The sequence below is a fragment of the Sulfuricella denitrificans skB26 genome (assembly GCF_000297055.2).
Lineage (GTDB): Bacteria > Pseudomonadota > Gammaproteobacteria > Burkholderiales > Sulfuricellaceae > Sulfuricella > Sulfuricella denitrificans.
The window spans coordinates 2,895,607-2,920,213 of sequence record NC_022357.1 but is presented as its reverse complement, the minus strand read 5'-3'; the positions used below and the strand labels follow the sequence as shown (position 1 = coordinate 2,920,213).

General features: G+C 56.2%; 21 protein-coding genes, 1 other RNA gene and 1 riboswitch. Of the genes, 7 read left to right on the top strand and 15 right to left on the bottom strand.

Going from position 1 to position 24,607, the window contains the following annotated elements:
* Positions 1–2: 2 nt before the first annotated feature.
* The 3 genes from SCD_RS14155 to SCD_RS14145 all read right to left on the bottom strand — a co-directional run bounded on the left by SCD_RS14155 (position 3) and on the right by SCD_RS14145 (position 4,233).
* Complete coding sequence (locus SCD_RS14155) at positions 3–1,217, bottom strand: glycosyltransferase family 4 protein (RefSeq protein WP_009207378.1); 1,215 nt, start codon at positions 1,215–1,217, stop codon at positions 3–5.
* Positions 1,139–2,233, bottom strand: coding sequence for a putative lipopolysaccharide heptosyltransferase III (rfaQ, locus tag SCD_RS14150; RefSeq protein ID WP_009207379.1), 1,095 nt, complete (start codon positions 2,231–2,233; stop codon positions 1,139–1,141). The genes SCD_RS14155 and rfaQ overlap by 79 nt, the downstream gene beginning before the upstream one ends.
* A gap of 77 nt (positions 2,234–2,310) precedes the next feature.
* Positions 2,311–4,233, bottom strand: coding sequence for a TonB-dependent receptor (locus tag SCD_RS14145; protein ID WP_009207380.1), 1,923 nt, complete (start codon positions 4,231–4,233; stop codon positions 2,311–2,313).
* 41 nt (positions 4,234–4,274) lie between these two features.
* Positions 4,275–4,481: riboswitch (cobalamin riboswitch) on the bottom strand.
* A gap of 116 nt (positions 4,482–4,597) precedes the next feature.
* Here SCD_RS14145 and SCD_RS14140 point away from each other — a divergent pair.
* The 6 genes from SCD_RS14140 to SCD_RS14120 all read left to right on the top strand — a co-directional run bounded on the left by SCD_RS14140 (position 4,598) and on the right by SCD_RS14120 (position 7,191).
* The gene (locus SCD_RS14140; protein WP_009207381.1) at positions 4,598–4,798 is read left to right on the top strand and encodes a hypothetical protein; all 201 of its coding nucleotides are present in this window, start codon (positions 4,598–4,600) and stop codon (positions 4,796–4,798) included.
* Positions 4,795–5,106 carry a cell division protein ZapA gene (locus tag SCD_RS14135; protein WP_009207382.1) on the top strand — a complete coding sequence of 104 codons (312 nt, stop codon included), beginning with the start codon at positions 4,795–4,797 and terminating at the stop codon, positions 5,104–5,106. The genes SCD_RS14140 and SCD_RS14135 overlap by 4 nt, the downstream gene beginning before the upstream one ends.
* 28 nt (positions 5,107–5,134) lie before the next feature.
* Positions 5,135–5,313: non-coding RNA, 6S RNA (gene ssrS, locus SCD_RS15990), on the top strand.
* A gap of 30 nt (positions 5,314–5,343) precedes the next feature.
* The gene (locus tag SCD_RS14130) at positions 5,344–5,952 is read left to right on the top strand and encodes a 5-formyltetrahydrofolate cyclo-ligase (RefSeq protein WP_009207383.1); all 609 of its coding nucleotides are present in this window, start codon (positions 5,344–5,346) and stop codon (positions 5,950–5,952) included.
* Positions 5,937–6,392: an EVE domain-containing protein gene (locus SCD_RS14125; RefSeq protein ID WP_009207384.1), complete on the top strand. Its 456-nt coding sequence runs from the start codon at positions 5,937–5,939 to the stop codon at positions 6,390–6,392. Before SCD_RS14130 ends, SCD_RS14125 begins: the two co-directional genes overlap by 16 nt.
* Before the next feature lie 4 nt (positions 6,393–6,396).
* Positions 6,397–7,191: a sulfite exporter TauE/SafE family protein gene (locus SCD_RS14120; RefSeq protein WP_009207385.1), complete on the top strand. Its 795-nt coding sequence runs from the start codon at positions 6,397–6,399 to the stop codon at positions 7,189–7,191.
* Here the strand turns inward: SCD_RS14120 and SCD_RS14115 are convergent.
* The 5 genes from SCD_RS14115 to SCD_RS14095 all read right to left on the bottom strand — a co-directional run bounded on the left by SCD_RS14115 (position 7,188) and on the right by SCD_RS14095 (position 14,730).
* Positions 7,188–8,816: a sensor domain-containing diguanylate cyclase gene (locus SCD_RS14115; protein ID WP_009207386.1), complete on the bottom strand. Its 1,629-nt coding sequence runs from the start codon at positions 8,814–8,816 to the stop codon at positions 7,188–7,190. The two genes, SCD_RS14120 and SCD_RS14115, sit on opposite strands and share 4 nt — an antisense overlap.
* 118 nt (positions 8,817–8,934) lie before the next feature.
* Positions 8,935–10,050 (bottom strand): ATP-dependent 6-phosphofructokinase, encoded by a 1,116-nt coding sequence (locus SCD_RS14110; protein ID WP_009207387.1) that lies wholly within the window; start codon positions 10,048–10,050, stop codon positions 8,935–8,937.
* 69 nt (positions 10,051–10,119) lie between these two features.
* A complete protein-coding gene (locus SCD_RS14105) occupies positions 10,120–12,390 on the bottom strand; it encodes a nitric oxide reductase activation protein NorD (RefSeq protein ID WP_009207388.1) in 2,271 nt (756 codons plus the stop codon).
* 53 nt (positions 12,391–12,443) lie between these two features.
* Positions 12,444–13,247 carry a CbbQ/NirQ/NorQ/GpvN family protein gene (locus SCD_RS14100; protein ID WP_009207389.1) on the bottom strand — a complete coding sequence of 268 codons (804 nt, stop codon included), beginning with the start codon at positions 13,245–13,247 and terminating at the stop codon, positions 12,444–12,446.
* 103 nt (positions 13,248–13,350) lie between these two features.
* Positions 13,351–14,730 (bottom strand): ribulose-bisphosphate carboxylase, encoded by a 1,380-nt coding sequence (locus SCD_RS14095; protein ID WP_009207390.1) that lies wholly within the window; start codon positions 14,728–14,730, stop codon positions 13,351–13,353.
* Between the two features lie 322 nt (positions 14,731–15,052).
* On the opposite strand from SCD_RS14095, the gene SCD_RS14090 reads away from it, so the two are divergent.
* Complete coding sequence (locus SCD_RS14090; RefSeq protein ID WP_009207391.1) at positions 15,053–15,967, top strand: LysR family transcriptional regulator; 915 nt, start codon at positions 15,053–15,055, stop codon at positions 15,965–15,967.
* Positions 15,968–16,009: 42 nt separating this feature from the next.
* On the opposite strand, the gene fba is transcribed toward SCD_RS14090, so the two are convergent.
* The 7 genes from fba to SCD_RS14055 all read right to left on the bottom strand — a co-directional run bounded on the left by fba (position 16,010) and on the right by SCD_RS14055 (position 24,605).
* Complete coding sequence (fba, locus tag SCD_RS14085) at positions 16,010–17,074, bottom strand: class II fructose-bisphosphate aldolase (RefSeq protein ID WP_009207392.1); 1,065 nt, start codon at positions 17,072–17,074, stop codon at positions 16,010–16,012.
* A gap of 48 nt (positions 17,075–17,122) precedes the next feature.
* Entirely contained in the window at positions 17,123–18,565 is a 1,443-nt protein-coding gene (gene pyk / locus SCD_RS14080; RefSeq protein ID WP_009207393.1) for a pyruvate kinase, read from the bottom strand.
* A gap of 84 nt (positions 18,566–18,649) precedes the next feature.
* Positions 18,650–19,831, bottom strand: a complete 1,182-nt coding sequence (locus SCD_RS14075; RefSeq protein ID WP_009207394.1) for a phosphoglycerate kinase — start codon at positions 19,829–19,831, stop codon at positions 18,650–18,652.
* A gap of 143 nt (positions 19,832–19,974) precedes the next feature.
* Positions 19,975–20,973: a type I glyceraldehyde-3-phosphate dehydrogenase gene (gene gap, locus SCD_RS14070; RefSeq protein ID WP_009207395.1), complete on the bottom strand. Its 999-nt coding sequence runs from the start codon at positions 20,971–20,973 to the stop codon at positions 19,975–19,977.
* An 89-nt stretch (positions 20,974–21,062) separates the two neighbouring features.
* Positions 21,063–23,048, bottom strand: coding sequence for a transketolase (gene tkt / locus SCD_RS14065; protein ID WP_009207396.1), 1,986 nt, complete (start codon positions 23,046–23,048; stop codon positions 21,063–21,065).
* Between the two features lie 156 nt (positions 23,049–23,204).
* Positions 23,205–23,987, bottom strand: coding sequence for an inositol monophosphatase family protein (locus SCD_RS14060; RefSeq protein WP_009207397.1), 783 nt, complete (start codon positions 23,985–23,987; stop codon positions 23,205–23,207).
* A gap of 66 nt (positions 23,988–24,053) precedes the next feature.
* Positions 24,054–24,605 (bottom strand): thioredoxin family protein, encoded by a 552-nt coding sequence (locus tag SCD_RS14055; RefSeq protein WP_009207398.1) that lies wholly within the window; start codon positions 24,603–24,605, stop codon positions 24,054–24,056.
* Positions 24,606–24,607: the final 2 nt, after the last annotated feature.

Sequence of the window (24,607 nt, the reverse complement as noted above, 5' to 3'; positions counted from 1 at the left end):
CACTATTCTGCGCTAATCCGAGCGTCATTGAGCAAATCCCGGTAAAGGGCGAATAGGCGACTGCTCATCGCGGCCGGAGACAGCGCTGCCACAGTGTCTCGTGAGCGCGCGCTGTAGGAGGCAACGCCCTGAGTGGCAATTTGTCGCATCGCTGAGACAAGTCCTGCGACATCCAGCGCATCGTAGACGAAGCCATTTTCTCCCGTGCGGATTAATTCCGCTGCACCACTCTTGGTGCTGGTGATCACCGGCAGCCCACAGGCAAAAGCTTCCAGCGCAGCGTTAGGGAAAGGGTCGTAGAGCGTGGGCAAGACAAAAGCGTCGGCTGCGCCATAAAATGGTTTCACATTTTCCTGTCCGTCCAGAAACCGGACTCTGGCCTCAACACCCAATTTATTCGCCAAGCGGCGAAACTGTTCAAGTTTCTTGTCCTTGCCCACCACCAGCAAATGAGCGGATGCAGGCAGGTCGGCCAAGGCGCGAAGTGCCGTGGCCAAGCCCTTGCGTTCGAAGCCGGAGCCGACGAAAAGAAAGACAGTGGCGTCGGCGGGAATATTGTTTTGCGCGAGCACCGCAGTGCGGTGGAGTTCCCGTAGTCCGGGATGGAACGCATCCAGGTCAACGCCGCTGTATATGACATGCAGCTTTTCTTCGGGCAGTCCGAAATAGCGCTGGATTTCCTCTTTGACCATGCTCGAATTGCAAATTACTGCCTTGAGTTGCGTGCTGGCGAAGAGTTTTTTTTCCGCAGAGAGCACTTGGTGATGGTAGGGGTTGAGCGCGACGCCGAGTCGGCTCAGCGGGCCGAGCACACGCCGGCGCTGGGTCAGCCACTCGCGATGAACGCCATCGCCGGCGCGATAGATGTCGCAGCAGCTGATGCGCTCGTGCGACTGTACCAGGTCGAAATTCTGGTTTTTCAAAGAGCTGCAGACACAGCGGGCGAAGCTCCAGTCGCGCCACAGGCTGCCGAGATAGAAGGGGTTGCAGATCAGGGGGGCGAATTCTTCCCCACCAGGCCAGCGACGGGTGACGATGGTCAACGATGCGCCCTCGGCACGCAGGGCGCGCACGGCATTGGCGACGAAGCGCTCCGCCCCGCCGAAGGGGGTGTAGCGTTGGCGGACGAGAGCGATCTTCAGCAGTTTTCGCGCCCTTGCAACAGTAGGCTGTGCACGGCCTCCAGCACTTCTGCTACGCTGATGGTCTGGAGACATTCGCTGAGTTTCCCGCCACCGCAGCCATCGTTGCCGCAAGGGCGGCAGGTGTGGTTTGAGATAATGATCCGGTGAGGAACTTGCCATGGACCCCATTCCGGGTCTCCGCTAGGGCCGAACAGGACCGCCGTGGGTGTTCCCATGGCGGCGGCGATATGCATAGGGGCGGAATCTACACCGATGAAGGCTTGTGCCTTGGAGGTGAGGGCCGCAAGCTGTTTGAGCGACAGGCGACCAGACAGGTCCGTCACGGGTGTGGATAAAGAGGCCGTGATGCGCTTTATTGCGGCCATTTCATCGGCGCCTGGCCCGGCGGTCAGCACTACGCGATGCCCTTCACGCTGCAGAGCATCGATCAGTGCGCTCATTTTTTCCTCGGGCCAGCATTTGAACTGCCAGCGCGAAGTCGGATGCAGATGGAGAAACGTCTTTCCCCGCAAACCCTGTTGTTCGAGTTCCTTGTCGATGAACGCCTCTGCTTCCTTGCCGGGAACCAGAGTGAGATGCCGCTCCTGCCCGGCGGGATAGACCCCGATGCGGCGCAGCGCGTCCAGATTGAGTTCAACACGGTGGCGCCAGAATCCGATGGGAATGGGGTAGAGGTGGCTGAAGCTGTTGTACCAGAACCTGCCTTTTCCGCGCAGTTTCTCGGCCACTCCATAGCGTGCACCAAGCAGCCTGGTTAACCAGGCTCCCCGGTTGTGTTCGGTCAGGTGGATGACCAAGTCGTAGCGTCTCGCCCGTAGCGCTGACAGCAGTTTCCATTCGGCTTTGGCCTGGGTCAGGATGCCAGCCGATTTCCACGTCCTGTCGATGGCGTGCAACTGGCTGATGGCGGGGTGAAGGCTCAGCATCTCCGCAGTGTCCTGATAAACCAGTGCATCGATTTCCAGATGCGGCGCGTGGTTCTTCAGCACGCTGAAAACCGGAGAAGTGAGCAGCACGTCGCCGTGGTGGCGCAGTTTGATGACTAATACGCGACTAAGCGTGGACAGGTCGATGGCGTCTTTTAGCATGACGCGAACAATAGCAAAAAACCACGCAAAAGAAAAAGGCGGCCTAAATATCAGGCCGCCTGCGTAGATTTTTGTACTTACTTGAATCGATATTCTGCCGACATAAATAAAGTCCGATCTGGCGCTGGATATGCACTGAAAGTCGCACCTGATTTGATGGCGTAGCTGAAGTATTTTTCGTTAAACAGATTCTTCACGGTTGCGGCCAGACGCCAAGGGCCGACGTGATGGGCGAGTTTGGCATTCACTACCGTATAACTGGACATTTTGCGACCGAATGTGTTGGCTTGGTCATTGTCGAAGTACTGTTCCCCAATATACTGAGCATCTGCGCCCAGGTTGGTCCTCGGCGAGATGCGCCATGACACCCCAAGGTTCATTGCATGTCGTGGTACGAGTGGCACGTTTTTCCCGGTTACATCCGTTCCGTTATAAGTGCCCTCACGAAATGTTGCTTCGGCGTAAGTGTAGTTTGCGAACACATCCAGGGTGTCTGTTGCTCGCCAGTTTGCCGCCAGTTCAAGCCCCTGTCTTTGTGTGGGTGGGAGGTTGATGTTTGCCCCGAATGGCGGGGCCAAGGTTGAAGGCAGGTATGAGATCTCGTTGTTGAGGCGGATCTGATAGAATGAGGCGCGCAATGTGCCAGCCGCGAGCCTTTTCTCGAAACCGATTTCCCGGTCGTGCGATGTTTGTGGTTCCAATAAAGAAATCTGGAACTGGTTTTCATCAACGGTTGCGATACGGAAGCTTTGGTCGAGCTTGGCAAACAGAGCCAGTCCTTGGCTCAATTCGTGACGCAAGCCCAATTCGAAGGCGCGCGGAGACTTCGTCTGGCTTATTGTGCCGACGGAGGACTCTACCTGGTGGAGGCGTCCTCCCAATGTGATGCGGGTAGCGGTAGACAGCATGGTCTGGTTCTGGAAATAGAAGGCTTGATTTTTCTGGCTGGCCAGCGAGGTGGAATAAGTGTTTTTGGAGTTGTAATCCCAATCATCCAAATCCAGCCCTAATACCAAATCGTTGCGCTGTCCCAGTAGAGTGTGTTCAAGTTTCAGGCGTGGATTAAAAGCTGCAACATTGACTTTCGTCTCGATACTATAACCGGGAGCATAAGACGCCTTCGCATTGCGTTCACGGTAAGAGAGATCGGCAGTCAGTTCGGCGTCTCCGATCCGAGTGCTGCCATTGAGGTTGAGGTGGCCGCCCGTTCGCGTGCTCCAGTCATTCGGGGTGGCGGTGCCGCGTCGGTCAGTCTGAAGTTGCGATTCGGTCCGGGCGCCGGGCAGACGCAGGTTTTGGTCGTCCGCGCCGAATTTTAGCGCCCATTGTGTATTTTCCGTCGTGAAGCGGAAGTCGCCTTCGATATTTTCCTGTGTAATCTCATTGTTCTTGCGATAGTTGTCGGAATCATAACGATTGGCATGAAGCGCGAGGCTGAGATTGTCGCTGCCGATCAGACCGCCTGCGCGGAGCTCGGAGGTATTGTATGTGCCGTAACCAGCGCTAACAAAGCCTTCGCGTTGGTCAGGTTTAGGCGTCTTGGTGATGATGTTGATGGTACCACCGGTGGCGCCGCCACCATAGAGGACTGCGCCACTGCTGCGCAGGATTTCGATGCGTTCGATTGAATCCATGGGGATGGCTGACCATTTTGGGGAAACCAACTCGATTTCGCTGAGCCGCTGACCATCAAGCAGCACCAGGGTGTTCTGGCCTCCTGTGATGCCGAAGCCGCGCATATCGATTTGGGCGTCTGGGCTACCGCTGTTGCTCCTCGTTTTCACGCCGGCAAAATGTGACAAGAGTTCCGGTATGGTGGTTGCAGTGCTGCGCGCGATATCCTCGTGCGTTATGACCTGTATGCCAAATGGCGAGGTTTGGCTTTGCGACAGGAAACGCGTCGCCGTGACGACGATTTCATCGGCAGTGTAAGTGGGTATTTCTTCGGCGCACAAAGGAACAGCGATTGCCAGCAGTGGCAAGGCGAGGAGGGATTTCATTTCGGACTCCATGTGACGTATGCATCCCCGCATACGTTTAGGGTTTAAAAAATTGCCGGGCCGGTCTCCGGGCTCACGAGTTTTGACGCATCGCCTTCCCATGAACATGTTCACAGTGGCGTGGTTGATGCGTCCACACTCGCTTACCGTTGCGGGGGCAGCACAGGGTTTGCGCAATGGCGCGCACCTGTTTCCCGTTTAACCCATTTGCGGTGGAAGCAAAGGGCACCTGGCAAAGGAGGCGACTATTTTACCTAAATTTCGGAAATAGTCATGTGGAGTGGTGATTAAACGTGCTAATGAACATTCAGAAGTTTTTGTTAGCGGTTGACTTAACAGGATTTTCCAACATATAGTGTGGGCTATGGAAGCGGAACTGAAGGCCCTGGAAGACAAAATTGCACAGTTAGTGCAGTTATGTGCGCGCTTGCGCACAGAAAACATCCACCTGCGGCAGCAGTTGGCTACTGCGCAAAATGAAGGTAAGCATCTGACCGAAAAGATTAATGGCGCGCGTGGCCGGCTTGAGTCGCTACTCGATCAGATCCCCGGGGATGAAGCATGAGTGCTGACGTCAAAGGCCTGGATGTAACCATCATGGGGCGCGAATTCCGTGTCGCCTGCCCGGAAGATGAGCAACAGGCGCTGCTCGATTCTGTGACCTTCCTCGACAAGAAAATGCGCGAGATCCGTGATGCGGGCAAGGTTATTGGTGTCGAGCGCATCGCCATCATGGCGGCGCTGAATATTGCCCACGAATTCCTGGGCACCCGTCTGGCCGGCAGCTTTGACATCGGCGAATACAAGCGTAGAATGAATTCCATGCAGGCGCAGATCGAGCAGGCAATGGCCGATCAGGACGAGTTGTTCTAGCTTCTCGTTTGTCGCACGTTTTTCGAGTTGCTCCCTGCGGTGTTCGTTAAGACTATATATTCTTTGACCGATTCGCATAGTCTGGTTGCGGCTATACCGAGTGCTGTTGTGCGCATCCCTTCCCGGATGTGCCTGATGTGCTCAGGCTGCGACCACCTTGAACCTTAGGTTCAAGATGCTGGTCTTGACGGCACTCGCGGGGGCTTTATTTCTTCCCATCAGGTTTCTCCTGACAGCATGAACAAGAAACAGCTGCGCACGGTGTTGCGTCGAGCGCGTCGAGCGCTCTCCCCTCCGCGGCGCCGACATGCCGCCGAAGGATTGCGGCGGGTAGCCTTGGCCCACAACTTGCTGCTCAGCTGTCGGCGTATCGGCTTCTATTCCCCGACCCACGAAGAAATTAACCTGATGCCTTTACTTAACCATGCCTTGTGGCTGGGCAAGGCGTGTTTCCTGCCGATCGTGCCGCAGCGTTTTCAGCGCCGGCTCGGCTTCAGCCAGCTGACCTCGTTGCCGCGCTGGTATCTTAACCGCTACGGCATACACGAACACTGGACGCCACGTCCGGTGCGCGCTTGGCAGCTTGACCTGCTGTTCGTTCCCCTGGTCGGTTTTGACGAGGCCTGTCATCGTCTCGGCATGGGTGGCGGTTTCTATGATGCCAGCCTGGCCTATCTGCGGCGGCGCAAGGTATGGCGCAAGCCACTATTGGTTGGCGTGGGCTACGAATGCCAGAAGGCTGACGAGATCCCGTCGGATCCCTGGGATATGCACCTGGATGCGGTGATTACCGAGCGAAGAATTTATTGGGCGAAGAAAAAAGGGCAAACATGCGTTACTGGCTGATGAAATCCGAACCTTCCGATTGCAGTATCGACGACCTTGCCAAGTTACCCGGCCAAAGCGTGGCGTGGTACGGCGTGCGCAACTATCAGGCGCGCAATTTCATGCGCGACCAGATGAAGGTCGGCGATAAGGTGTTTTTCTATCACTCCAACTGTGCCGAGCCGGGTATTGCCGGGTTGGCCGAGGTGGGTCGGCTGGCTTACCCGGACCAGACCCAATTCGACCCGAAGAACAAATACTTCGACCCCAAGGCAACGCCGGAGACCCCGCGCTGGTTCAATGTTGATGTCAAGCTGGTAAAGAAGACCCGGCTGGTCAGCCTGAAAGAGCTGCGCGGCCACCTGGAACTGGAACGGATGCGTACTTTGCAGAAGGGCAACCGTCTGTCGATCACGCCGGTTGATCCAAGCGAGTGGGAATTCATCATCGGGCTGCTCTGACCCCATGGAGTTTTGGCTGCTTTATTTCGTTACCGGCATCTTCGCCGGTTTCCTTGCCGGGTTACTGGGCGTGGGGGGTGGGTTGGTCATCGTTCCGGTGTTGGTCTTCATCTTTACCGCACAGCATTTTCCGGTCGAACAGGTCATGCACGTTGCACTCGGCACTTCGCTCGCCAGCATCATGTTTACTTCGGTTTCCAGCCTGCGAGCCCATCATGCCCATGGCGCGGTGAACTGGGCAGTAGTGCGCGGCATCACGCCGGGTATCATCGCCGGCACTCTGGCCGGAACGGTCGTTGCCGCGCAGCTTTCCACGACCTTCCTCAAGGTCTTTTTTGTCGTGTTCCTGTACTACGTAGCCACCCAGATGGTGCTGAACATCAAGCCCAAGTCTTCCCGCGAACTGCCGGGCATGGTGGGTATGTTTGGTGCCGGGGGCGTGATTGGAGGGGTATCAAGCCTGGTCGGCATTGGTGGCGGCACGCTGTCGGTGCCTTTCATGACCTGGTGCAACATCAGACTGCATCAGGCGATCGGCACTTCTGCGGCAATCGGCTTGCCGATCGCTGCGGCGGGCGCGGTGGGGTATATCGCCAATGGCTGGAGGGTAGAAGCGTTGCCCAGCTATAGCCTGGGTTTTGTCTATCTGCCGGCGCTGGCGGGGCTGGTCGTGGCAAGTGTACTGACTGCGCCATTCGGTGCGCGCCTGGCGCATCGCCTGCCGGTGGCCAGGCTGAAAAAAATCTTTGCCCTGCTGCTGTATGTGCTGGGCACGCGGATGCTGCTGACCCTGTTCTAGAGATTTTTCAGTTCTTCAAAACTGAGCTGGCCGGATAAAGGGGGGCTGCGGTCTTTGCCTTTTACTGCATACATGGCCTCGTCAGCGATCTTTATCAGCTTCTCAATATCTTCGCTGTCGTCAGGATAGATGGCCGTACCGACGCTGACGTCTATGTTGAGCGTTTCTCCATTGATGTGGAACGGTTGAGCCAGTCTATCGCTGATTACCTCGGCCGCTGTTGACGCACCCTGATGCGTGGTGATGGTTTCGAGGATGACGACGAATTCATCCCCGCTCAATCGGGCGACGGTGTCGTCCTCGCGCACACTGTCACCTATTCGTTCTGCGACCATTTTTAGCAACTGATCGCCAACCCCATGGCCGTAGGTATCGTTGATTTGCTTGAATTTATCCAGATCTAGGTACAGCAGAGCCAGCCTTGTATCGGATCGGTGCGCGCGGGCCATGGCATGTTTGAGACGATCCATGAACAGGTTGCGGTTGGCCAGTCCGGTCAGGGCGTCGTGAGTCGCCAGGTAGGCAAACCGGCTCTCAGTCTGGCATCTTTCCAGTTCGCTACGGCGGTGTGCGAGCATAAATCTGAGCAGATAGCCAAGTAACAGCAGGGTAATGACAAGGATTGCCGTCAACTGACGAAAATCAAGGGCTGGCCAGCCCAACTGTTGTTCTGCCAGCAGGATGAACGGCTGGGATTGCGCCTCCAGTTTGCGTTCATAATGCAGCCTGGGGAAAAGAAAGGTTTCCAGGTTGCTTCGACCTTGGCGCTCGAAATTGATCAGTTCACCCTCGGGGTTGTTAGCTGGGAAATCGGCGTGGTAGAGCCTGACGAGCAGCCCGGGAGTGTCTGCTTTGAGGGGGGGTAGAATGGATTTGGTTTTGATTACCAGCGAGGCGAACAGGTGTTTTTCGTCGCCGGATTTTGCGTCAGAGGCATGCAGTGGCACCACGGGTCGGAACATGACGTAGGCCCAATCCCCTTCCACCAAACGGAATGGATGAGTGGCAACGGTATGCCCTTGACGGGCCGACGCGCTCATGGCCCGACGCAGGAAGGGTACCGAATCCATGTCCAGGCCCAGGGTGCCTCTGGATTCATGAGGCATGGGTTCCATGAATACGATGGGGTAATACCAGGGCTTGTCATTCGTGCCTTGCCAAGAGCGCCCGGAGTCATAGGAAAAGCTTCGTATCTGAAATTCCGGCAGGCCTGAAGCGCGTTTCTCGGCGATAAAACGCGGCAGATTCTTGTGGGCAACACTTTCTATCACCTCGATCTGGGCGATTTGGGGGTGGCGGGCGCGCACCAATTGCGCATAATGGGAGATTGGCGCGCCGTTATTCAGGGTGCCGGATACGCCCAGAAAGGCGGTAATGCCTTCAAGTGCCGCTTCGTTGGTCTGTACGCGGTTGTCGATCTCGCTATAAAGGCTATTGGCGTATTCGAGGAATTTGAGCTGGGCACTGCGGAGGTCGTTGGCGATCGAAGATGCCGTAATGAAGCTCGCCAGAAAGAACCACGCCCCGAACAGGCTGAAATAGACGCCCATGTTCTTGCGAACCACGCAACCGCTAAGCGAGAGCTTATCTTCCGTGGTTAAAGGATCTTTCTTGTGTGAAGGCAAGTTGTTTTACCGTGGGATTATGGTCTTGCCGAATGCGTAAGCATGACGGGCAGTGGACACATTAAACGGTAAAAGCGGTGTTTCTGGCTATAAGGGAAACCCCTAAACTGTAATCTGTTTAATCTCCCATATTGGTGCCGACATGTCGCGCACTCAGTACCCAGGGGTGATCGGGGGGGACGGTTTTGACTTTTCCTGCAACTTCTTCCAGTTTCACGGCCTTGGCACCATCTCCCTTGGCGGCAACCATGACGCCATAGTGACCCTGATGAATCAGGTCGGCGCAGGCAGTTCCGAGTCGTGTTGCAAGCAGACGGTCGGCTGCTGAGGGGGTGCCGCCGCGTTGCAGGTGCCCGAGGATGGTGATGCGGGATTCGAGCCCGGTCAGCAGTTCGAGCTGTTTGGCGAGTCGCACCGTTTTTTCGGCGTACTGGGTTTCCGGAATGTCCTCTGCCTCGGCTTTCTTGGCAGCCTTCTGTTTTGAGCTGGCTTTCTTCTTCTGCGCGGCCAGCATGTCCGAATGTTCCTGCTTAGAAATCGCGCCTTCGGCGACGGCGACGATACTGAATGGCTTGCCACGGCGACTGCGCTCGCGAATCGCTTCGGCCACACTGGCCACATCGTAAGGAATTTCGGGAATCAGGATGACGTCGGCGCCGCCGGCGATTCCTGCGCCCAAGGCCAGCCAGCCTGCCCGGTGACCCATGATCTCTACCACGATGATGCGATGATGGCTGTGCGCCGTGCTGTGGAGGCGGTCGATCGCGTCGGTTGCAATGCCCAGCGCGGTGTCGAAGCCGAAGGTGATGTCGGTCAGGGCGACATCGTTGTCGATGGTCTTGGGCAGGGTGATGACGTTGATGCCTTTTTCCTTCAGGCGCAGGGCGTTTTTCATGGTGCCACCGCCACCCAGACAGACCAGGGCATCGAGATGGTTGTCCTGGTAGTTGCCGACGATGACGTCGGTCATGTCCAGCAGCTTGCCGCCAACCGGCATGCGATGCGGCTTGTCGCGGCTGGTGCCGAGTATGGTGCCGCCACGGGTCAGGATGTCGGACAGTTCCCCGCCGTCCAGTCTCATCACGCGGTTTTCCATCAGCCCACGGAAGCCGTCACGGAAGCCGATAATCTGCATGCCGTAATGGTTCAGGGCAGCTTTGCCGACTCCGCGGATTGCCGCGTTCAGACCGGGGCTGTCGCCACCGGAAGTGAGAATGCCAATGTATTTGGTCATGATCGGGATGTCCTGTAATTGATAAAGGATATGATCATCCACAATTGGCGGCAGGTCAACGCCCGATTATTATTTGGTCAACGCCATGAACAGTTGTGGCAGACGCTCGGGCAGGCGCTGGATGTTGTCGATCACGGTGTACTGTTTGCCGAAAATATCGGTCACATATTCGTCCGCTTTCGGGTCGAGGTTGATGCAGTAGGTGTAGATGCCCTTCTGATCCAATTCCTTGACGGCCTGCCGGGCGTCTTCGATCAGCACACGCTCGTCCTTGGTGTCCACGTCGGAGGGTTGACCGTCGGTGAGGATCAGCATCAGTTTCTTGTCCGCCTTCTGTGCTTCCAGGTAGTGAGCGGCGTGGCGCATGGCCGCACCCATGCGGGTAGAGTAGCCGGCTTCCATTGCCGCCAGTCGCCCCTTTACTTCATCGTTCCAGTGTTCACTGTAGCCCTTGATGTGCAGGTAGCGCACGTCATGCCGGGTGTTGGAATGGAAGCCGCCGATGGCGAAGGGATCGCCCAGCTTGTCGATCGCCCAGGCGAGCAGCGAGACAGCTTCCTGGCTGAGTTCAAGTATGGTTTGCGCGGTTCCCGCTACTTTTTCGTTAAGGGATGCGGAGAGGTCAAGCAGCAGCATCACGGCGATATCGCGCCCGCTGGTCTTGTGACTCATGTTGATACGCGGGTCGGGGTTGGCGCCGCTCTTGAAGTCGATCAGGGAGCGCAGGGCGATGTCCAGGTCTAGTTCGCTGCCTTCTTCCTGATAGCGGATACGCATTTTTTCCTGCGGCTTGAGCAGGTCTAGCATGCGTTTCAGACGCTTCGCCAGGGCGGCGTTCTTGGCTAGCAGTTTGTCGATATCGGCCGCCTTGCCCTTGGGGTGCAATGCTTCATATACGCTCACCCAGTCCGGGCGGAAAGTCTGGCTGAGGTAGTCCCATTCGGGGTAATGGCGCGGGGGCAATCCCTTGCGTTCTTTTTCCTCCAGCTCGATCTTGCGATGATCATCGAACATCTCTTCATCGTCGCTCTGTTCGTGAAATCGCCACATGTGCCGGTTGTCGTCGCGGTAGTCCACCACGGTATTATCGAAATACATCTTGGCGAGCTGGTCGCTCTGGCGTCGGGTTTTGGCGACGTAACTGATGGCGAGATCGGCAATTTCCTCGGTGCCAGATTTTCCTTTGGCCATGATTTCATGAAAGCGGCCAACAAAAGTATTCAGGTCGGCATCTTGATAGCCGTGTTGCGTGTCGAGCAGGGCGCGCGACAGCATGGCCAGGCGATGGCGCAGGCAGGAGGTGGTTTCCGGGTTGCATGCGTTTTCGACCGGCTTTGGGTGTAGCGAGGTAAATATGCGGCGCAAGCCGGGATATTGCTGCATAACAAGGTGTTCGATGCGGGCATCCTCGAAGAACTCGATGGCCATGCGCTGGAAGGGGCTGAAATTGTCGGCAAAAATCGCGGTGGTCCAGCGCTTGTGCCCGATGATATGGGCCAGTGTGGCGCGATAGCGGTCAATGCCGGCAATACCGTTGAAATCGTCGTAAACATCCGGCATGCGGATGCCGAGCTTGTCATAGTAGGGCACAGGTTTGCGCAGTTCGTCGAAACCAAGCGAGTATGGCACCAGGTAATCATGGTGTTCCCACAGTCCGCGCAGATAGAGATCCAGTTTGCGTTCGACATCTACCATCAGGGTGCCGTGGCGCTCGCGCTGCATGACGGCCTTGCTGTCTGCAGATTGCAGGCTGAAGTAATCGATCTGGCGTTCCGGATGGTCACCATAATTGCGGATGCCGTACTCTACCCAGTTTTTTAGTCCTTGCAAGGAAATCTGGCTGAGCAGGTAAGGCGCCTGGGCGTAGAGTTCGGGCAAGCCGGGACTGGCAAAGGTAGTGTGGATGCCGTGAATCGAGCCGGTAGTCCGGTTCATGACGTCCAGTGCCAGATCCAGGTATCTCTGCATTCGCTCCTGCGAATGCAGGCGGCGAGCGATCGCTGCCAGCGTTTGCAGGAACGGCACGATCGCCTTGCCGTTGGGGGATTTGTACATCTTGAGGATAAACTCCATCACCGTCGGCAGGGCCGTTTCACCCAGCCTTTTGGCGGCCGATGGCCATTCCTCCAGGAAAATCAGCACCGGCTCAACGCCACGTCCCATTCTGCACAAAAAGCCGGCGGCTTCCAGATAGGCGGTAATGCCCTCCTTTGACAAAATGGACAGAGCTTCCTCCATGCAGTCATCGAAGACATCCTTGACCTGGGGAAAGCCGCAATTGAGTTGCTCGCGGTAGCCCTTCATCAAGGGATGTTCGTACTCGGCGTTTACTTTAGGCATTTTCACGGAATCCCAAATAGCATGTCATTGCGAGCAATGACGAGGCATTATCGTCAGGCAAATATTGCGTCGATTGCGTGATCCAGCGTATCGCGAATGTCCGCGTCGTCGGTGATTGGGCGCACCAGTGACATGCGGCAGGCATCACGGGGCTCCACACCGCCCTTGATCAAGGTGGCTGCATAGACCAGCAGGCGGGTGGAAATGCCTTCATCCAGGCCATGCCCTTTGAGGTTACGCGCGGTGGTGCCGATTTTTACCAGTTTGGCTGCCAACGCTTCGTCCGTTCCGGTTTCCTTGGCCACGATGCTGGTTTCCAGTTGGGCATCGGGGTAGTCGAACTCGAAAGCGGTGAAGCGCTGTTTGGTTGATTGCTTCAAATCCTTCATCAGGTTCTGGTAGCCCGGATTATAGGAAATCACCATCTGGAAATCGGGGTGCGCTTCGAGAAGCTCGCCTTTTTTATCCAGGGGCAAGGTGCGGCGGTGATCGGTGAGCGGATGGATCACTACCGTGGTGTCCTGGCGCGCTTCGACGATTTCGTCCAGATAGCAGATCGCGCCGATACGCGCTGCGGTGGTCAATGGGCCATCCAGCCAGCGCGTGCCGTTGGCTTCAAGAACATAGCGTCCGACCAGATCGGAGGCGGTCATGTCTTCGTTACAGGCTACGGTAATCAGCGGTTTGTTGAGTTTCCACGCCATGTATTCGACAAAGCGCGATTTGCCGCAGCCGGTCGGCCCTTTGATCATCACAGGCAGCCGGGCGGCATAGGCCGCTTCGTAGAGTGTCACCTCGTTGGTTTGCTGTTGATAGAACGGTTCTTTGTGAACCTTGTACTGGTCTTTGGCGGTCATCATTTTCTCCTTATCCGTGAGGCAAGAAAGGTTTCTTGACCCGGAAAAAAACGCCCCCAGCAAAGTGGGGGCGCCTTTTAGTGCATTGCTTTGAAACCTGAGCTTACTTGTGCACGCCCAGCTTTTCGCGCCAGCCTGGGAAGATCTTGTCGGCGTCGCCCGGGAAGGATTCGAACGCGCGGGCAAATTCCTTGTGCTCTTTCGCGAATTCAATCGGATCGGCACCGGCTTTCCAGCACTCATAGGACTGACGCAGGGAGATTGCGCCTGCCGCTGGGCTGTCGATGTGACCGTAAGAACCGCCACCGGAGGTGTTGATCACGTTGCCGTGGCCCAGGTTCTCGAAGAAGCCAGGCAAACGCAGGGCGTTCATGCCGCCGGAGATGATCGGGGTGGTGGGCTTCATGCCGTGCCACTCCTGATGGTAGTAAGGGCCGTCCGCTGAATCGCGCTCGATCATGTAGGCGATGTTGCGATCATCCTTGCCACCTTCCATCTTGCCGTAGCCCATGGTGCCGACGTGGATGCCGGAAGCACCTTGCAGGCGGGACATCTTGGACAGCACGAACGCGGTGTAGCCACGCACGGCAGAAGGTGACGTGATCGCGCCGTGACCGGCGCGGTGATAGTGCAGGTATTGACCGGGGTACTGACGACGAGCGGTGGTGATCATGCCGGGGCCGCCGACGTAACCATCGACCAGGAATGCGACTTTGTTTGCATCCGGGCCAAAGGTTTCCAGAATGTAATCGGCACGGGCGAGCATTTCGTAATGGTCGTCAGCGGTGATATTGGCGGAAAACAGTTTGGCCTGACCGGTTTCGTCCATGGCACGCTTCATAGAATCGTAGACCAGCGGGATTACTTTTTTGGTTGGGCAGAATACTTGGTTGCCTTGGGGTTCGTCGTTCTTGATGAAGTCGCCACCCAGCCAGAACTGGTACGCAGCTTTGGCAAACGGTTCGGGACGCAGGCCCAGCTTGGGCTTGATGATGGTGCCGGCGATGTAACCGCCGTTGATGCGGGGGCGACCCAGAATGTCCCACAGGTCGGTGATGTCTTTGGCCGGGCCGTCATACAAACGCAGCATGGACCAAGGCACATAGAAATCCTGCATCTGCAGATGCTTCACATCGCCCATGCCCTGGTTGTTGCCGATAGCCAGCGTCAGGAACGACACCAGCATGGCACGACCGTCGGTCACGTTGCGGTCGAACAGGTCATTCGGGTAGGCGACCTTCATTATGCCCTTGGCTTCGTCGATGAAATAAACCAGTGCGTCCACGCCCTTGGTGAAATCATCGGTGGTAGAAACTTCCACGTTGGTGCCGGTGGATGATTCGGCGGCAATGTGTGCGGCCACTTCCAGGTAACCATAGCCAGTGGCTGGCTGCATGTGGTAGGCGACGAGTATGTGGTTGTCACCCTTGATCAGGTCTTCTTCTTTCAGACTCAGATCGGCATAACGATTCGATTGATCCATTGTTAGCGTTCCTTTGTAAAAAATCTGTTGTATAAGAAATCTAGCTACTGGGTACCACTATACGAATGATTTACCATAAATAATATTAAATAATTATTATAATAATGATCAGTAAATACTTATGATTTATAATCTGTAGACATGGACAGTGTATCCAGGTATTCCTTGCCGGAGACTGGCGACCCAATTGCCCGCTTAGTGGCTTACGCTAAACCAGAAAATTTACTGGAAAACTGCGCTTTCATTCCATTTTTGAATAAACAAGCATAAGATTGGCAAGGCATTAATTAAAACAACATAAGTAAATATTTATTATTCAAGCATGTTACATGTCACTTTACGCCAGCTTCAGGTATTTGAGGCGGTTGCCCGCCATCTCAGTTTTTCCCGTGCGGCCGAAGAACTGCATCTGACTCAGCCAGCGGTTTCCATGCAGATCAAACAGCTCGAGTTGAATGTTGGTTTGCCCCTGTTTGAACAGATCGGCAAGAAAATATTTCTTACCGATGCCGGCAATGAGGTTTACTACTACAGTCGGAGTATCGCCCAGCAGTTGGCCGAGGCGGAGGCCGTGCTGGGCGAGATGAAGGGGGTGAAGCACGGTAAGCTGAATATTTCAGTGGTCAGTACAGCTAATTATTTCGCGCCACAGCTCCTGGCCCTGTTTTGTCAGCGCAACCAGAACGTCACGCTAAGCCTGAACGTGATTAACCGCGAGGTGCTGATCAATCAGCTCGCCAATAACGAGATGGACCTGGGTGTCATGGGGTTGCCGCCGGATGGCCTGGACATCGATGTCGAACCCTTCATGGAAAATCCCCTGGTGGTGATTGCCCCGACTAGCCACCCTTTGGCTCGCGAGCGGCATATCCAGCTAGCCCGGTTGGCACAGGAAACTTTCATCGTGCGCGAAGAGGGCTCAGGTACTCGTAGCGCAATGGAACGGTTTTTCCTGCAGCATAACCTGACCCTATCCACTGGTATGGAGATGAGCACCAACGAAGCCATCAAGCAGGCGGTGCAAGCCGGCATGGGCCTGGGCGTAGTGTCGATTCATACTCTCACACTGGAACTGGAAACCAACCGGTTGGTGGTGCTGGATGTGGAGTCCTTTCCTATCCTGCGTCACTGGTACGTAGTTCACCGTAAGGGCAAGCGGCTGTCGGCCGTGGCGCTCGCATTCAAGGAGTTTTTGCTGCAAGAGGCGGCGCAGGTGATGCAAACGGTAAAGGAATAAAAAAAGGCGGCCGTAGCCGCCTTTTTTCAAGAAGTAAAATGCTTACTTCACTACGGCTTTCAGTTCACCCTTGGTGTACATAGTAGCGACACGGTCGAGCATGATTGGCTTGATCTTGCTGGCTTGGCCGGCGGAGCCGAAGGCAGTGTAGCGCGCCTTGCAGATTTCCTTCATTGCCACTGTGGCGGCGGCAAGAAATTTGCGCGGATCGAAGTTTTTCTTGTTTTCCGCCAAGTACTTGCGTACTGCCCCGGTGGAGGCCATACGCAGGTCGGTGTCGATGTTTACCTTGCGTACGCCGTGCTTGATGCCCTCGACGATTTCCTCGACCGGCACGCCATAGGTTTCACCCATTTCACCACCGAAATCGTTGATGATCTTGAGCCATTCCTGCGGCACCGAGGAGGAGCCGTGCATTACCAGGTGGGTATTGGGAATGCGAGCGTGGATTTCTTTGACGCGGCTGATGGCCAGCACGTCGCCGGTGGGCGGGCGGGTGAACTTGTAGGCGCCGTGGGAAGTGCCGATGGCGATGGCCAGGGCATCCACGCCGGTCGCCTTGACGAATTCGGCCGCTTCATTGGGATCGGTAAGGAGTTGATCCATGGTCAGCACGCCTTCGGCGCCCTGGCCATCCTCTTTTTCACCCATACCGGTTTCCAGGGAACCCAGGCAACCCAGTTCGCCCTCGACGGACACGCCGACGGCATGGGACATTTCCACTACCTTGCGCGTGACTTCGACGTTGTATTCAAAGCTGGATGGCGTTTTGGCGTCTTCCAGCAGGGAGCCGTCCATCATCACGCTGGAGAAACCTGAGCGGATGGCGTTGATGCACACCGCCGGAGAAGCGCCATGATCCTGGTGCATGACGACAGGAATGTGCGGGTAGGCTTCGATTGCGGCGTCGATCAGGTGGCGCAGGAATGCTTCACCGGCATACTTGCGCGCGCCGGCGGAACCCTGCATGATCACCGGGCTGTCGCACTCGTCGGCGGCCTGCATGATTGCCATTACCTGCTCCAGGTTATTGACGTTGAATGCCGGCAGGCCGTAGCCATTTTCTGCGGCGTGATCGAGAAGTTGACGCATGGATACTAATGCCATATTTCCTCCTGCTATAAGTAAATTAGTTGCTGCTGGTTAATCGGATCTTTACGCCTTGCTGGTGCATCGAATTTCGCCCACTTTGACGATTTTCATGGTGTTGGTTCCGCCCGATTTGCCGATCGGTTCGCCGATGGTGATGATGATCAGGTCATCGTCTCTCACCGCACCCCGGCGGCGCAACTCATCCTCGGCCTCATGCAGGACCTGCTCGCGCTCCTGCGTGGCCGGCCTGAAGTTAACCGGGTAGACGCCCCGGAACAGGGTGAGTTTCCTGCGTGTACCCACGTCGGATGAAAGTGCGTAGATCGGCACATCCGTGTAGATGCGCGACATCATCAGCGGTGTCGCGCCGGATTCTGTGAGTGCGGCGATTGCCTTTACTTTCAGGTGGCTGGCAAGGTAAGTAGTTGCCATTGCGATGGATTCATCCACCCGGGAGAACTGCATGCTCAGGCGACGCTTGCTGAATTCGGTTTCATATTCCTTTTCAGCCTCGATGCATACTCGGTCCATGGCCGCCACCGCCTCGACCGGGTACTGGCCAGCGGCAGTTTCGGCCGAAAGCATCACTGCGTCGGTGCCGTCGATTACCGCGTTGGCCACGTCGGAAACCTCCGCCCGGGTAGGGATCGGGCTGTTGATCATGGATTCCATCATTTGGGTGGCGGTAATCGCCAGCTTGTTCTTTTCACGCGCCATGCGAATCATGCGTTTCTGCAGGGCGGGCACTGCCGCATCGCCGACTTCAACACCCAGGTCGCCACGCGCTACCATAATGGCATCCGAGGCATCGAGGATTTCATCCAGATTGGTGATGGCTTCGGCACGTTCGATCTTGGCTACCAGCATGCTTTTGCCGCCGGCTGCCACCATCAGCTTGCGTGCCAGTTGCATGTCGGCACCATCGCGCGGGAAAGACACCGCCAGGTAATCCGCTTTGAGGGCCGCGGCGGTTTTGATGTCCTCCATGTCCTTTTCGGTCAGCGCCGCAGCGGACAGGCCGCCGCCCTGGCGGTTAATGCCCTTGTTGTTGGACAACGCACCACCTTGCTTGACTGTGCAGATGATCTCGTTGCCGCGTACTTCCTCGACCCAGAGGACGATCCTGCCATCGTCCAGAAGCAGTGTGGTGCCTCGACTGGCATCACGTGGCAGTTCCTTGTAGTCAAGGCCTACCCTTTCCTGGGTGCCTAGTGTGCAATCGCTGTCAAGAATGAATGTATCGCCGTTTTTCAGCGTAATTTTTCCGTGCTCGAACTTGCCGATGCGAATTTTAGGGCCTTGCAGATCAACCAGTACGCCTATCGTTTTGCCTCTGGCACGAGCCATGGCGCGGACCATTTCGGCACGATCGATGTGATCTTTTGGATTGCCATGGGAAAAGTTGAGGCGGACAACGTCCACCCCGGCTTGCATCATAAGATTCAGCACTTCCGGGTCATTGGAGGCTGGGCCGAGTGTGGCGACAATTTTAGTTTTACGTTGCATAGAATCAGTTTTGAGCCCTGAGTGAAAGTTCTGAGTCAGAGTGCTGAATGGGATTCCTCGGCACTCAGTACTCAGCACACAGCACTATTGTTTAGCGCGTTGCTCCAGAATTTCGACGGCGGGCAGTTTTTTTCCTTCGAGGAACTCAAGGAAGGCACCGCCTGCGGTGGAAATATAGGACACCTTGTCGTATATATCGTACTTCTGGATGGCGGCGATGGTGTCACCACCGCCAGCCAGGGTGAATGCCTTGGTTTCGGCGATCGCCATGGCGATCGCCTTGGTGCCTGCGCCGAACTGGTCAAATTCAAACACCCCGACCGGGCCATTCCAAACCACGGTGCCGGCCTTCATGATGATGTCGACCAGTTCCTGGGCAGATTTCGGGCCGATGTCGAAGATCATGTCGTCATCCGCTACGACGCCGGCATCCTTGAGGACGGCGGGCTCGTTGGCGTCGAATTTCTTGCCGCAAACTACGTCGACCGCTATCGGGATGGAGGCATTGCGGGCGGTCATTTTCTTCATTAATGCCTGGGCAGTGGGAACGAGGTCGTCTTCACACAGCGACTTGCCGACATTTTTGCCGGTGGCCTTGAGGAAGGCGTTGGCGATGCCTCCACCAACGACCATCTGGTCCACTTTCTCGGACAGTGCCTCAAGTACAGTCAGCTTGGTGGAAACCTTGGAACCGCCAACGATGGCGACCATCGGGCGGGCGGGGCTGAGCAGAGCCTTGGTCAGTGCCTCCAGTTCTTCAGTGAGCAGAATGCCGGCACAGGCGACGGGGGCAAACTTGGCTACTCCGTGGGTGGAGCCCTCTGCACGGTGGGCGGTGCCGAATGCGTCCATGACAAAAATGTCGCACAGCTTGGCGTATTTCTGCGTGGTCTCGTCGATGCTTTTCTTTTCGCCTTTGTTGAAACGTACGTTCTCCAGCAGCACCAGTTCGCCGTCGGCGACGTCGAAACCGCCGTCAATCCAGTCCTTGATCAGGCGTACGGGCTTGCCGAGTTTTGCGGACAGTACGTCGGCAACCGGCTTGAGCGAGTTTTCCTCGGAATACTCACCTTCAGTGGGGCGGCCGAGGTGGGACATGACCATCACCTTGGCGCCGGCCTTGAGGCAATGCTCGAAGGTTTTCATCGACGCGGTGATGCGGGCATCGGAAGTGACTTTGCCATCCTTGACGGGCACATTTAGGTCGGAACGGATCAGGACGCGCTTGCCCTTGAGGTCCAGATCGGTAACGCGGATAACGGACATGGTTGGTTCTCCAAAAAAATTAAGGTGTAAGGGATAAGTTGGCTTATGCCTTACAGCTCACGACTGTAGTGAGGAGTCGGGAGTGAGGGGTGAGGAGTAAAAGCGAGAGTGAGGTTTGCTCCTCACTCCTCACTGACCCATGATTACTTCGCTACGTGCTGAACCAAACGCATCATGTTGCAGGTGTAGCCGTACTCGTTGTCGTACCAAGCTACGACCTTGACGAAGGTGCTGTCGAGGGCAATACCGGCTTCGGCGTCGAAGGTGGAAGGGGCGCTGTTGCCAACGAAGTCAGTGGAAACCACCTTGTCGGTGGTGTAGCCCAGTACGCCTTTCATGGCGCCTTCAGACGCGGCCTTCATGGCCTTGCAGATGTCGTCGTAGGTAGCAGCCTTGTTCAGTTCCACGGTCAGATCAACCACGGATACGTCAGAGGTTGGAACGCGGAAAGCCATGCCGGTCAGCAAGCCTTTCAGCTCGGGCAGTACTATGCCTACAGCCTTGGCCGCACCGGTCGAGGATGGAATGATGTTTTCCAGAATGCCACGACCACCACGCCAGTCTTTCATGGATGGGCCGTCTACGGTTTTCTGGGTAGCGGTTGCAGCGTGCACGGTGGTCATCAGGCCGCGCTTGATGCCCCAGTTGTCGTTCAACACCTTGGCAACAGGAGCCAGGCAGTTGGTGGTGCAGGAAGCAGCGGAAACGATGGCTTCGCCAGCGTATTTGGTGTGGTTCACGCCGTACACGAACATCGGGGTGTCGTCCTTGGCTGGAGCCGACTGAACAACTTTCTTGGCGCCGGCGGTGATGTGCGCCTGGCAGGATTCTTTGGTGAGGAAGAAACCGGTGCAATCGATCACGATGTCAGCGCCGACTTCGTTCCACTTCAGGTTGGCTGGATCACGTTCGGCGGTCAGACGGATTTTCTTGCCATTCACCACCATGTTGCCACCGTCAACAGCGATATCGCCATTGAAACGACCATGTACGGAGTCGTACTTGAGCATGTAAGCCAGGTAGTCAGGCGCAAGCAAGTCGTTGATGGCGACGATTTCGATGTCTTTGAAGTCCTTCGCTACAGCGCGGAACACCATGCGGCCAATACGGCCAAAACCGTTGATACCTACTTTAATTGCCATGTTTATTTACTCCTTTAAAGATATGTTGAAAACAGAAAGCTGTCGCGGGGTCGCTGGAAATTTTGGCGCCCCAGCGCGACTTAAAATAATTACAGAATGCCTTTGGCCGTATTGACGACGTTTTCGACAGTGAACCCGAAGTGCTTGAACAACTCAGGGGCAGGGGCGGATTCGCCAAAAGTGTGCATGCCGACTACGGCGCCACGCAGACCCACGTACTTGTACCAGCCGTCGGTCACACCAGCTTCAATGGCGACCTTGTGAACGGTAGGCAGCAACACGCTGTCTTTGTAGGCCTGATCCTGACGGTCGAAGACGTTGGTGCAAGGGATCGAAACCACGCGGGTCGGAATACCTTGCTCGTCCAGCACCTTCTTGGCGTCCATCGCCAGTTGCACTTCGGACCCGGTAGCGATCAGCACCATCTTGGCGTTAGCGGCATCAGCCAATACATAACCACCCTTGGTGATTTCTGCAATCTGCGCGTCGCTGCGTTTCTGGAAGTTGAGGTTCTGGCGGCTGAAAATCAGGCAGCTAGGGCCGGTTTTCTTGTCTACAGCAGCAACCCAGGACACAGCAGATTCAACGGTATCGCAAGGACGCCATACATCCATGTTAGGGATCATGCGTAAGGTTGCGATCTGCTCGACAGGCTGGTGGGTCGGGCCATCTTCACCCAGACCGATGGAGTCGTGGGTGTACACATAAATTACGCGCTGCTTCATCAGGGCGGACATGCGCAGAGCATTGCGGGCATATTCCGAGAACATCAGGAAGGTGCCGCCGAACGGCAGCAGACCACCGTGCAGAGCCATGCCGTTCATGATGTGGGACATGCCGAATTCGCGCACGCCGTAGCTGATGTAGTTGCCAACACTCTTGCCCTTGACATGGTGGCAGCCTGTCCAGTTGGTCAGGTTGGAGCCGGTCAGGTCGGCAGAACCGCCGAGGAATTCGGGCAGTGCAGGAGCCAAGCCGTTGATGCAGTTCTGCGAGGCTTTGCGAGTGGCAATGGTCTCGGCTTTTTCGTTGGTCTTGGCGATGAAGTCGGCAGCGTGTTTTTTCCAGTCAGCAGACAGATCTCCAACCATGCGGCGCTTGAATTCAGCAGCTTCTTTAGGGAAAGCGGCGGTGTATTCTGCGAACTTGTTGTTCCACAGGGTTTCCAGTCCCTGGCCCTTGGTGCGGCAATCCCAGCCTTCGTAAATGTCTTTGGGAATCTCGAAAGGACCATGGGTCCAGCCCAGGTTGGCACGGGTGGCGGCGATTTCGGCATCGCCCAGGGCGGCTCCGTGCACGTCGTGCGTGCCTTCCTTATTTGGGGAGCCCTTGCCGATGATGGTTTTGCAGCAGATCAGGGAAGGCTTGTCGGTCACTGCCTTGCAAGCTTGCACTGCGGCGTCGATTGCCACCGGGTCATGACCGTCCACATTAGGAACTACATGCCAGCCGTAAGCTTCGAAGCGCTTGGCGGTGTCATCGGTGTACCAGCCTTCGATGTGGCCGTCGATGGAAATGCCGTTGTCGTCCCAGAAGGCCATCAGTTTGCCCAGACCCCAAGTGCCGGCCAGCGCACAGGCTTCATGGGAAATGCCTTCCATCATGCAGCCATCGCCGAGGAAGGTGTAGGTGTGGTGATTGACGATTTCATGGCCGGGCTTGTTGAATTCGGCAGCCAGCAGTTTTTCTGCCATCGCCATGCCGACAGCGTTGGTGATGCCTTGGCCGAGCGGGCCCGTAGTGGTTTCTACGCCGACGGTATAGCCGTACTCAGGGTGACCCGGGGTCTTGGAGTGCATCTGACGGAATTTTTTGATTTCTTCCATCGGCAGATCGTAGCCAGTCAGGTGTAGCAGGGAATAAATCAACATCGAGCCATGGCCGTTGGACTGCACGAAACGGTCGCGATCAAACCACTTGGGGTTGGCCGGATTGTGGCGCAGGTGATGGTTCCACACCACTTCGGCAATTTCCGCCATGCCCATGGGAGCACCCGGGTGGCCGGAATTGGCTTTCTGTACAGCGTCCATGGAAAGGACGCGGATCGCGTTCGCGAGTTCTTTACGAGTTGCCATTCTCTGTTTCCTTTTTCTGCTAGGGGCTATTCAAACCTATGATTATTACTCACGAGCCGGGCTAAGGGCAATAGCAGATTTTTATTGTCCCAAGAATTATTTTTATAGATAAAAGATATAAGACCTTGTAAAAGCCGTCATTTCAGTCGTCAGCGCTCATTGCCTTTCCCTGATCCAGGCTTTCCATGCGTCAAATAAATCAGGGTTCAGCGCAGCGATGACTGAACGCTGCCAAGGATTGCCGGCGCCGAAATCGTCCTCGGTCAGGGTGCACATGGAGCCGCCCGCCTCTGCCAGGATCAGCGAGCCGGCAGCGTAGTCCCAAAGTTTTTGTCCGCCGTGCAGGTAAAGGTTGAAACGCCCTGCCGCCACGTAGCACCAGTCAAGCGTGCTGGCGCCGAAGTTGCGTTGCGAGGCGAATGGAGGCGATGCCACCAGTTTCTGCGCCAGACTTGGCTTGAGGCGCTTAAAGTCGATCGCTGCCATGGCCCGGTGGAATTCGGGCGCGCATTCCTTGAGCGGCATCGGTTCGCCATTGAGGTAGGCGCCCTTGCCCCGCTCCGCCCAGAACATTTCATCTGCCACCGGGTCGTAGACCACGCCCAGTACGCTCTGTCCGTCCCGCATCAGGGCAACGGAAACCGCGAAAAAAGGCAAGCCGTTGAAGAAATTGGAGGTGCCGTCGATCGGGTCGATGCACCAAAGGCCATCTTCTCCGGCACGCCACAATGCTTCCTGCTGCTCCGGCAACATTTCCTCGCCCAGCACCGGGTAATCGAGGATCTGCTTGAGTGCCGCAACCAGAGCGGTTTGTGCGGCGATATCTGCTTCGGTGAAAATGCTGCCATCGATCTTGCACTGGTGCGCGACCTTAAGATAGCGCGGCATGATTTCTTGCTGCGCTACCTTCCTTACGGCATCGATGACGGATTGGAGCATGGTTGTTCCGGTTATGGGTGATGAGGAATGAGTGATGGGTGGTGCTCATTCCTCATCACCGTTTACTCATTTCCATTTAATCGAGCAACCCATGCTCGGGATTTGCTCTGCCGGCCCCTTGCCGGTCAAGGCGACTTCTCTCATCGCTTCGAACAGGTCGCGCCGGGCGTCGGTGGGCGCAGCTTCCTTGCGCGAAGCATCGAGCCGGCCGCGGTACTGTAGTTCCAGATCGGCGTTGAAGCCGAAGAAGTCCGGCGTGCATACGGCGCCATAGGCTTTCGCTACTTCCTGGGTTTCATCCCACACATAGGGAAACGGGAAGTCGAATTCCTGCGCGGCTTTTTTCATGTTGTCGAAGGAGTCTTCCGGGTAGTCGGCCGGGTCGTTCGACATGATGGCGATGGTGTTGACGCCGATCTGTTGCAACTCCCGGCAGTCGCGCACGAGGCGGTCGCGAATTGCCTGGACGTAAGGGCAATGGTTACAGATGAACATGACCAGCAGACCCTTGGGTCCGCGCGCACTGGCCAGGTTATAGCGTTTGCCGTCCACCCCGGGCAAGTCAAAATCCAGGGCTTTCCAGCCGAAATCGCAAACCGGTGTCTGCAAACTAACCATTT

Coding starts and splice junctions, on each gene's coding strand:
- SCD_RS14105 (WP_009207388.1), bottom strand. CDS start 12,390: ATGCCTAAAGTAAACGCCGAGTACGAACATCCCTTGATGAAGGGCTAC.
- SCD_RS14095 (WP_009207390.1), bottom strand. CDS start 14,730: ATGGATCAATCGAATCGTTATGCCGATCTGAGTCTGAAAGAAGAAGAC.
- SCD_RS14090 (WP_009207391.1), top strand. CDS start 15,053: ATGTTACATGTCACTTTACGCCAGCTTCAGGTATTTGAGGCGGTTGCC.
- SCD_RS14135 (WP_009207382.1), top strand. CDS start 4,795: ATGAGTGCTGACGTCAAAGGCCTGGATGTAACCATCATGGGGCGCGAA.
- SCD_RS14125 (WP_009207384.1), top strand. CDS start 5,937: ATGCGTTACTGGCTGATGAAATCCGAACCTTCCGATTGCAGTATCGAC.
- gap (WP_009207395.1), bottom strand. CDS start 20,973: ATGGCAATTAAAGTAGGTATCAACGGTTTTGGCCGTATTGGCCGCATG.
- fba (WP_009207392.1), bottom strand. CDS start 17,074: ATGGCATTAGTATCCATGCGTCAACTTCTCGATCACGCCGCAGAAAAT.
- tkt (WP_009207396.1), bottom strand. CDS start 23,048: ATGGCAACTCGTAAAGAACTCGCGAACGCGATCCGCGTCCTTTCCATG.
- SCD_RS14060 (WP_009207397.1), bottom strand. CDS start 23,987: ATGCTCCAATCCGTCATCGATGCCGTAAGGAAGGTAGCGCAGCAAGAA.
- SCD_RS14100 (WP_009207389.1), bottom strand. CDS start 13,247: ATGACCGCCAAAGACCAGTACAAGGTTCACAAAGAACCGTTCTATCAA.
- rfaQ (WP_009207379.1), bottom strand. CDS start 2,233: ATGCTAAAAGACGCCATCGACCTGTCCACGCTTAGTCGCGTATTAGTC.
- SCD_RS14110 (WP_009207387.1), bottom strand. CDS start 10,050: ATGACCAAATACATTGGCATTCTCACTTCCGGTGGCGACAGCCCCGGT.
- SCD_RS14130 (WP_009207383.1), top strand. CDS start 5,344: ATGAACAAGAAACAGCTGCGCACGGTGTTGCGTCGAGCGCGTCGAGCG.
- SCD_RS14140 (WP_009207381.1), top strand. CDS start 4,598: ATGGAAGCGGAACTGAAGGCCCTGGAAGACAAAATTGCACAGTTAGTG.
- pyk (WP_009207393.1), bottom strand. CDS start 18,565: ATGCAACGTAAAACTAAAATTGTCGCCACACTCGGCCCAGCCTCCAAT.
- SCD_RS14145 (WP_009207380.1), bottom strand. CDS start 4,233: ATGAAATCCCTCCTCGCCTTGCCACTGCTGGCAATCGCTGTTCCTTTG.
- SCD_RS14155 (WP_009207378.1), bottom strand. CDS start 1,217: ATGTCTCCAGACCATCAGCGTAGCAGAAGTGCTGGAGGCCGTGCACAG.
- SCD_RS14075 (WP_009207394.1), bottom strand. CDS start 19,831: ATGTCCGTTATCCGCGTTACCGATCTGGACCTCAAGGGCAAGCGCGTC.
- SCD_RS14055 (WP_009207398.1), bottom strand. CDS start 24,605: ATGGTTAGTTTGCAGACACCGGTTTGCGATTTCGGCTGGAAAGCCCTG.
- SCD_RS14120 (WP_009207385.1), top strand. CDS start 6,397: ATGGAGTTTTGGCTGCTTTATTTCGTTACCGGCATCTTCGCCGGTTTC.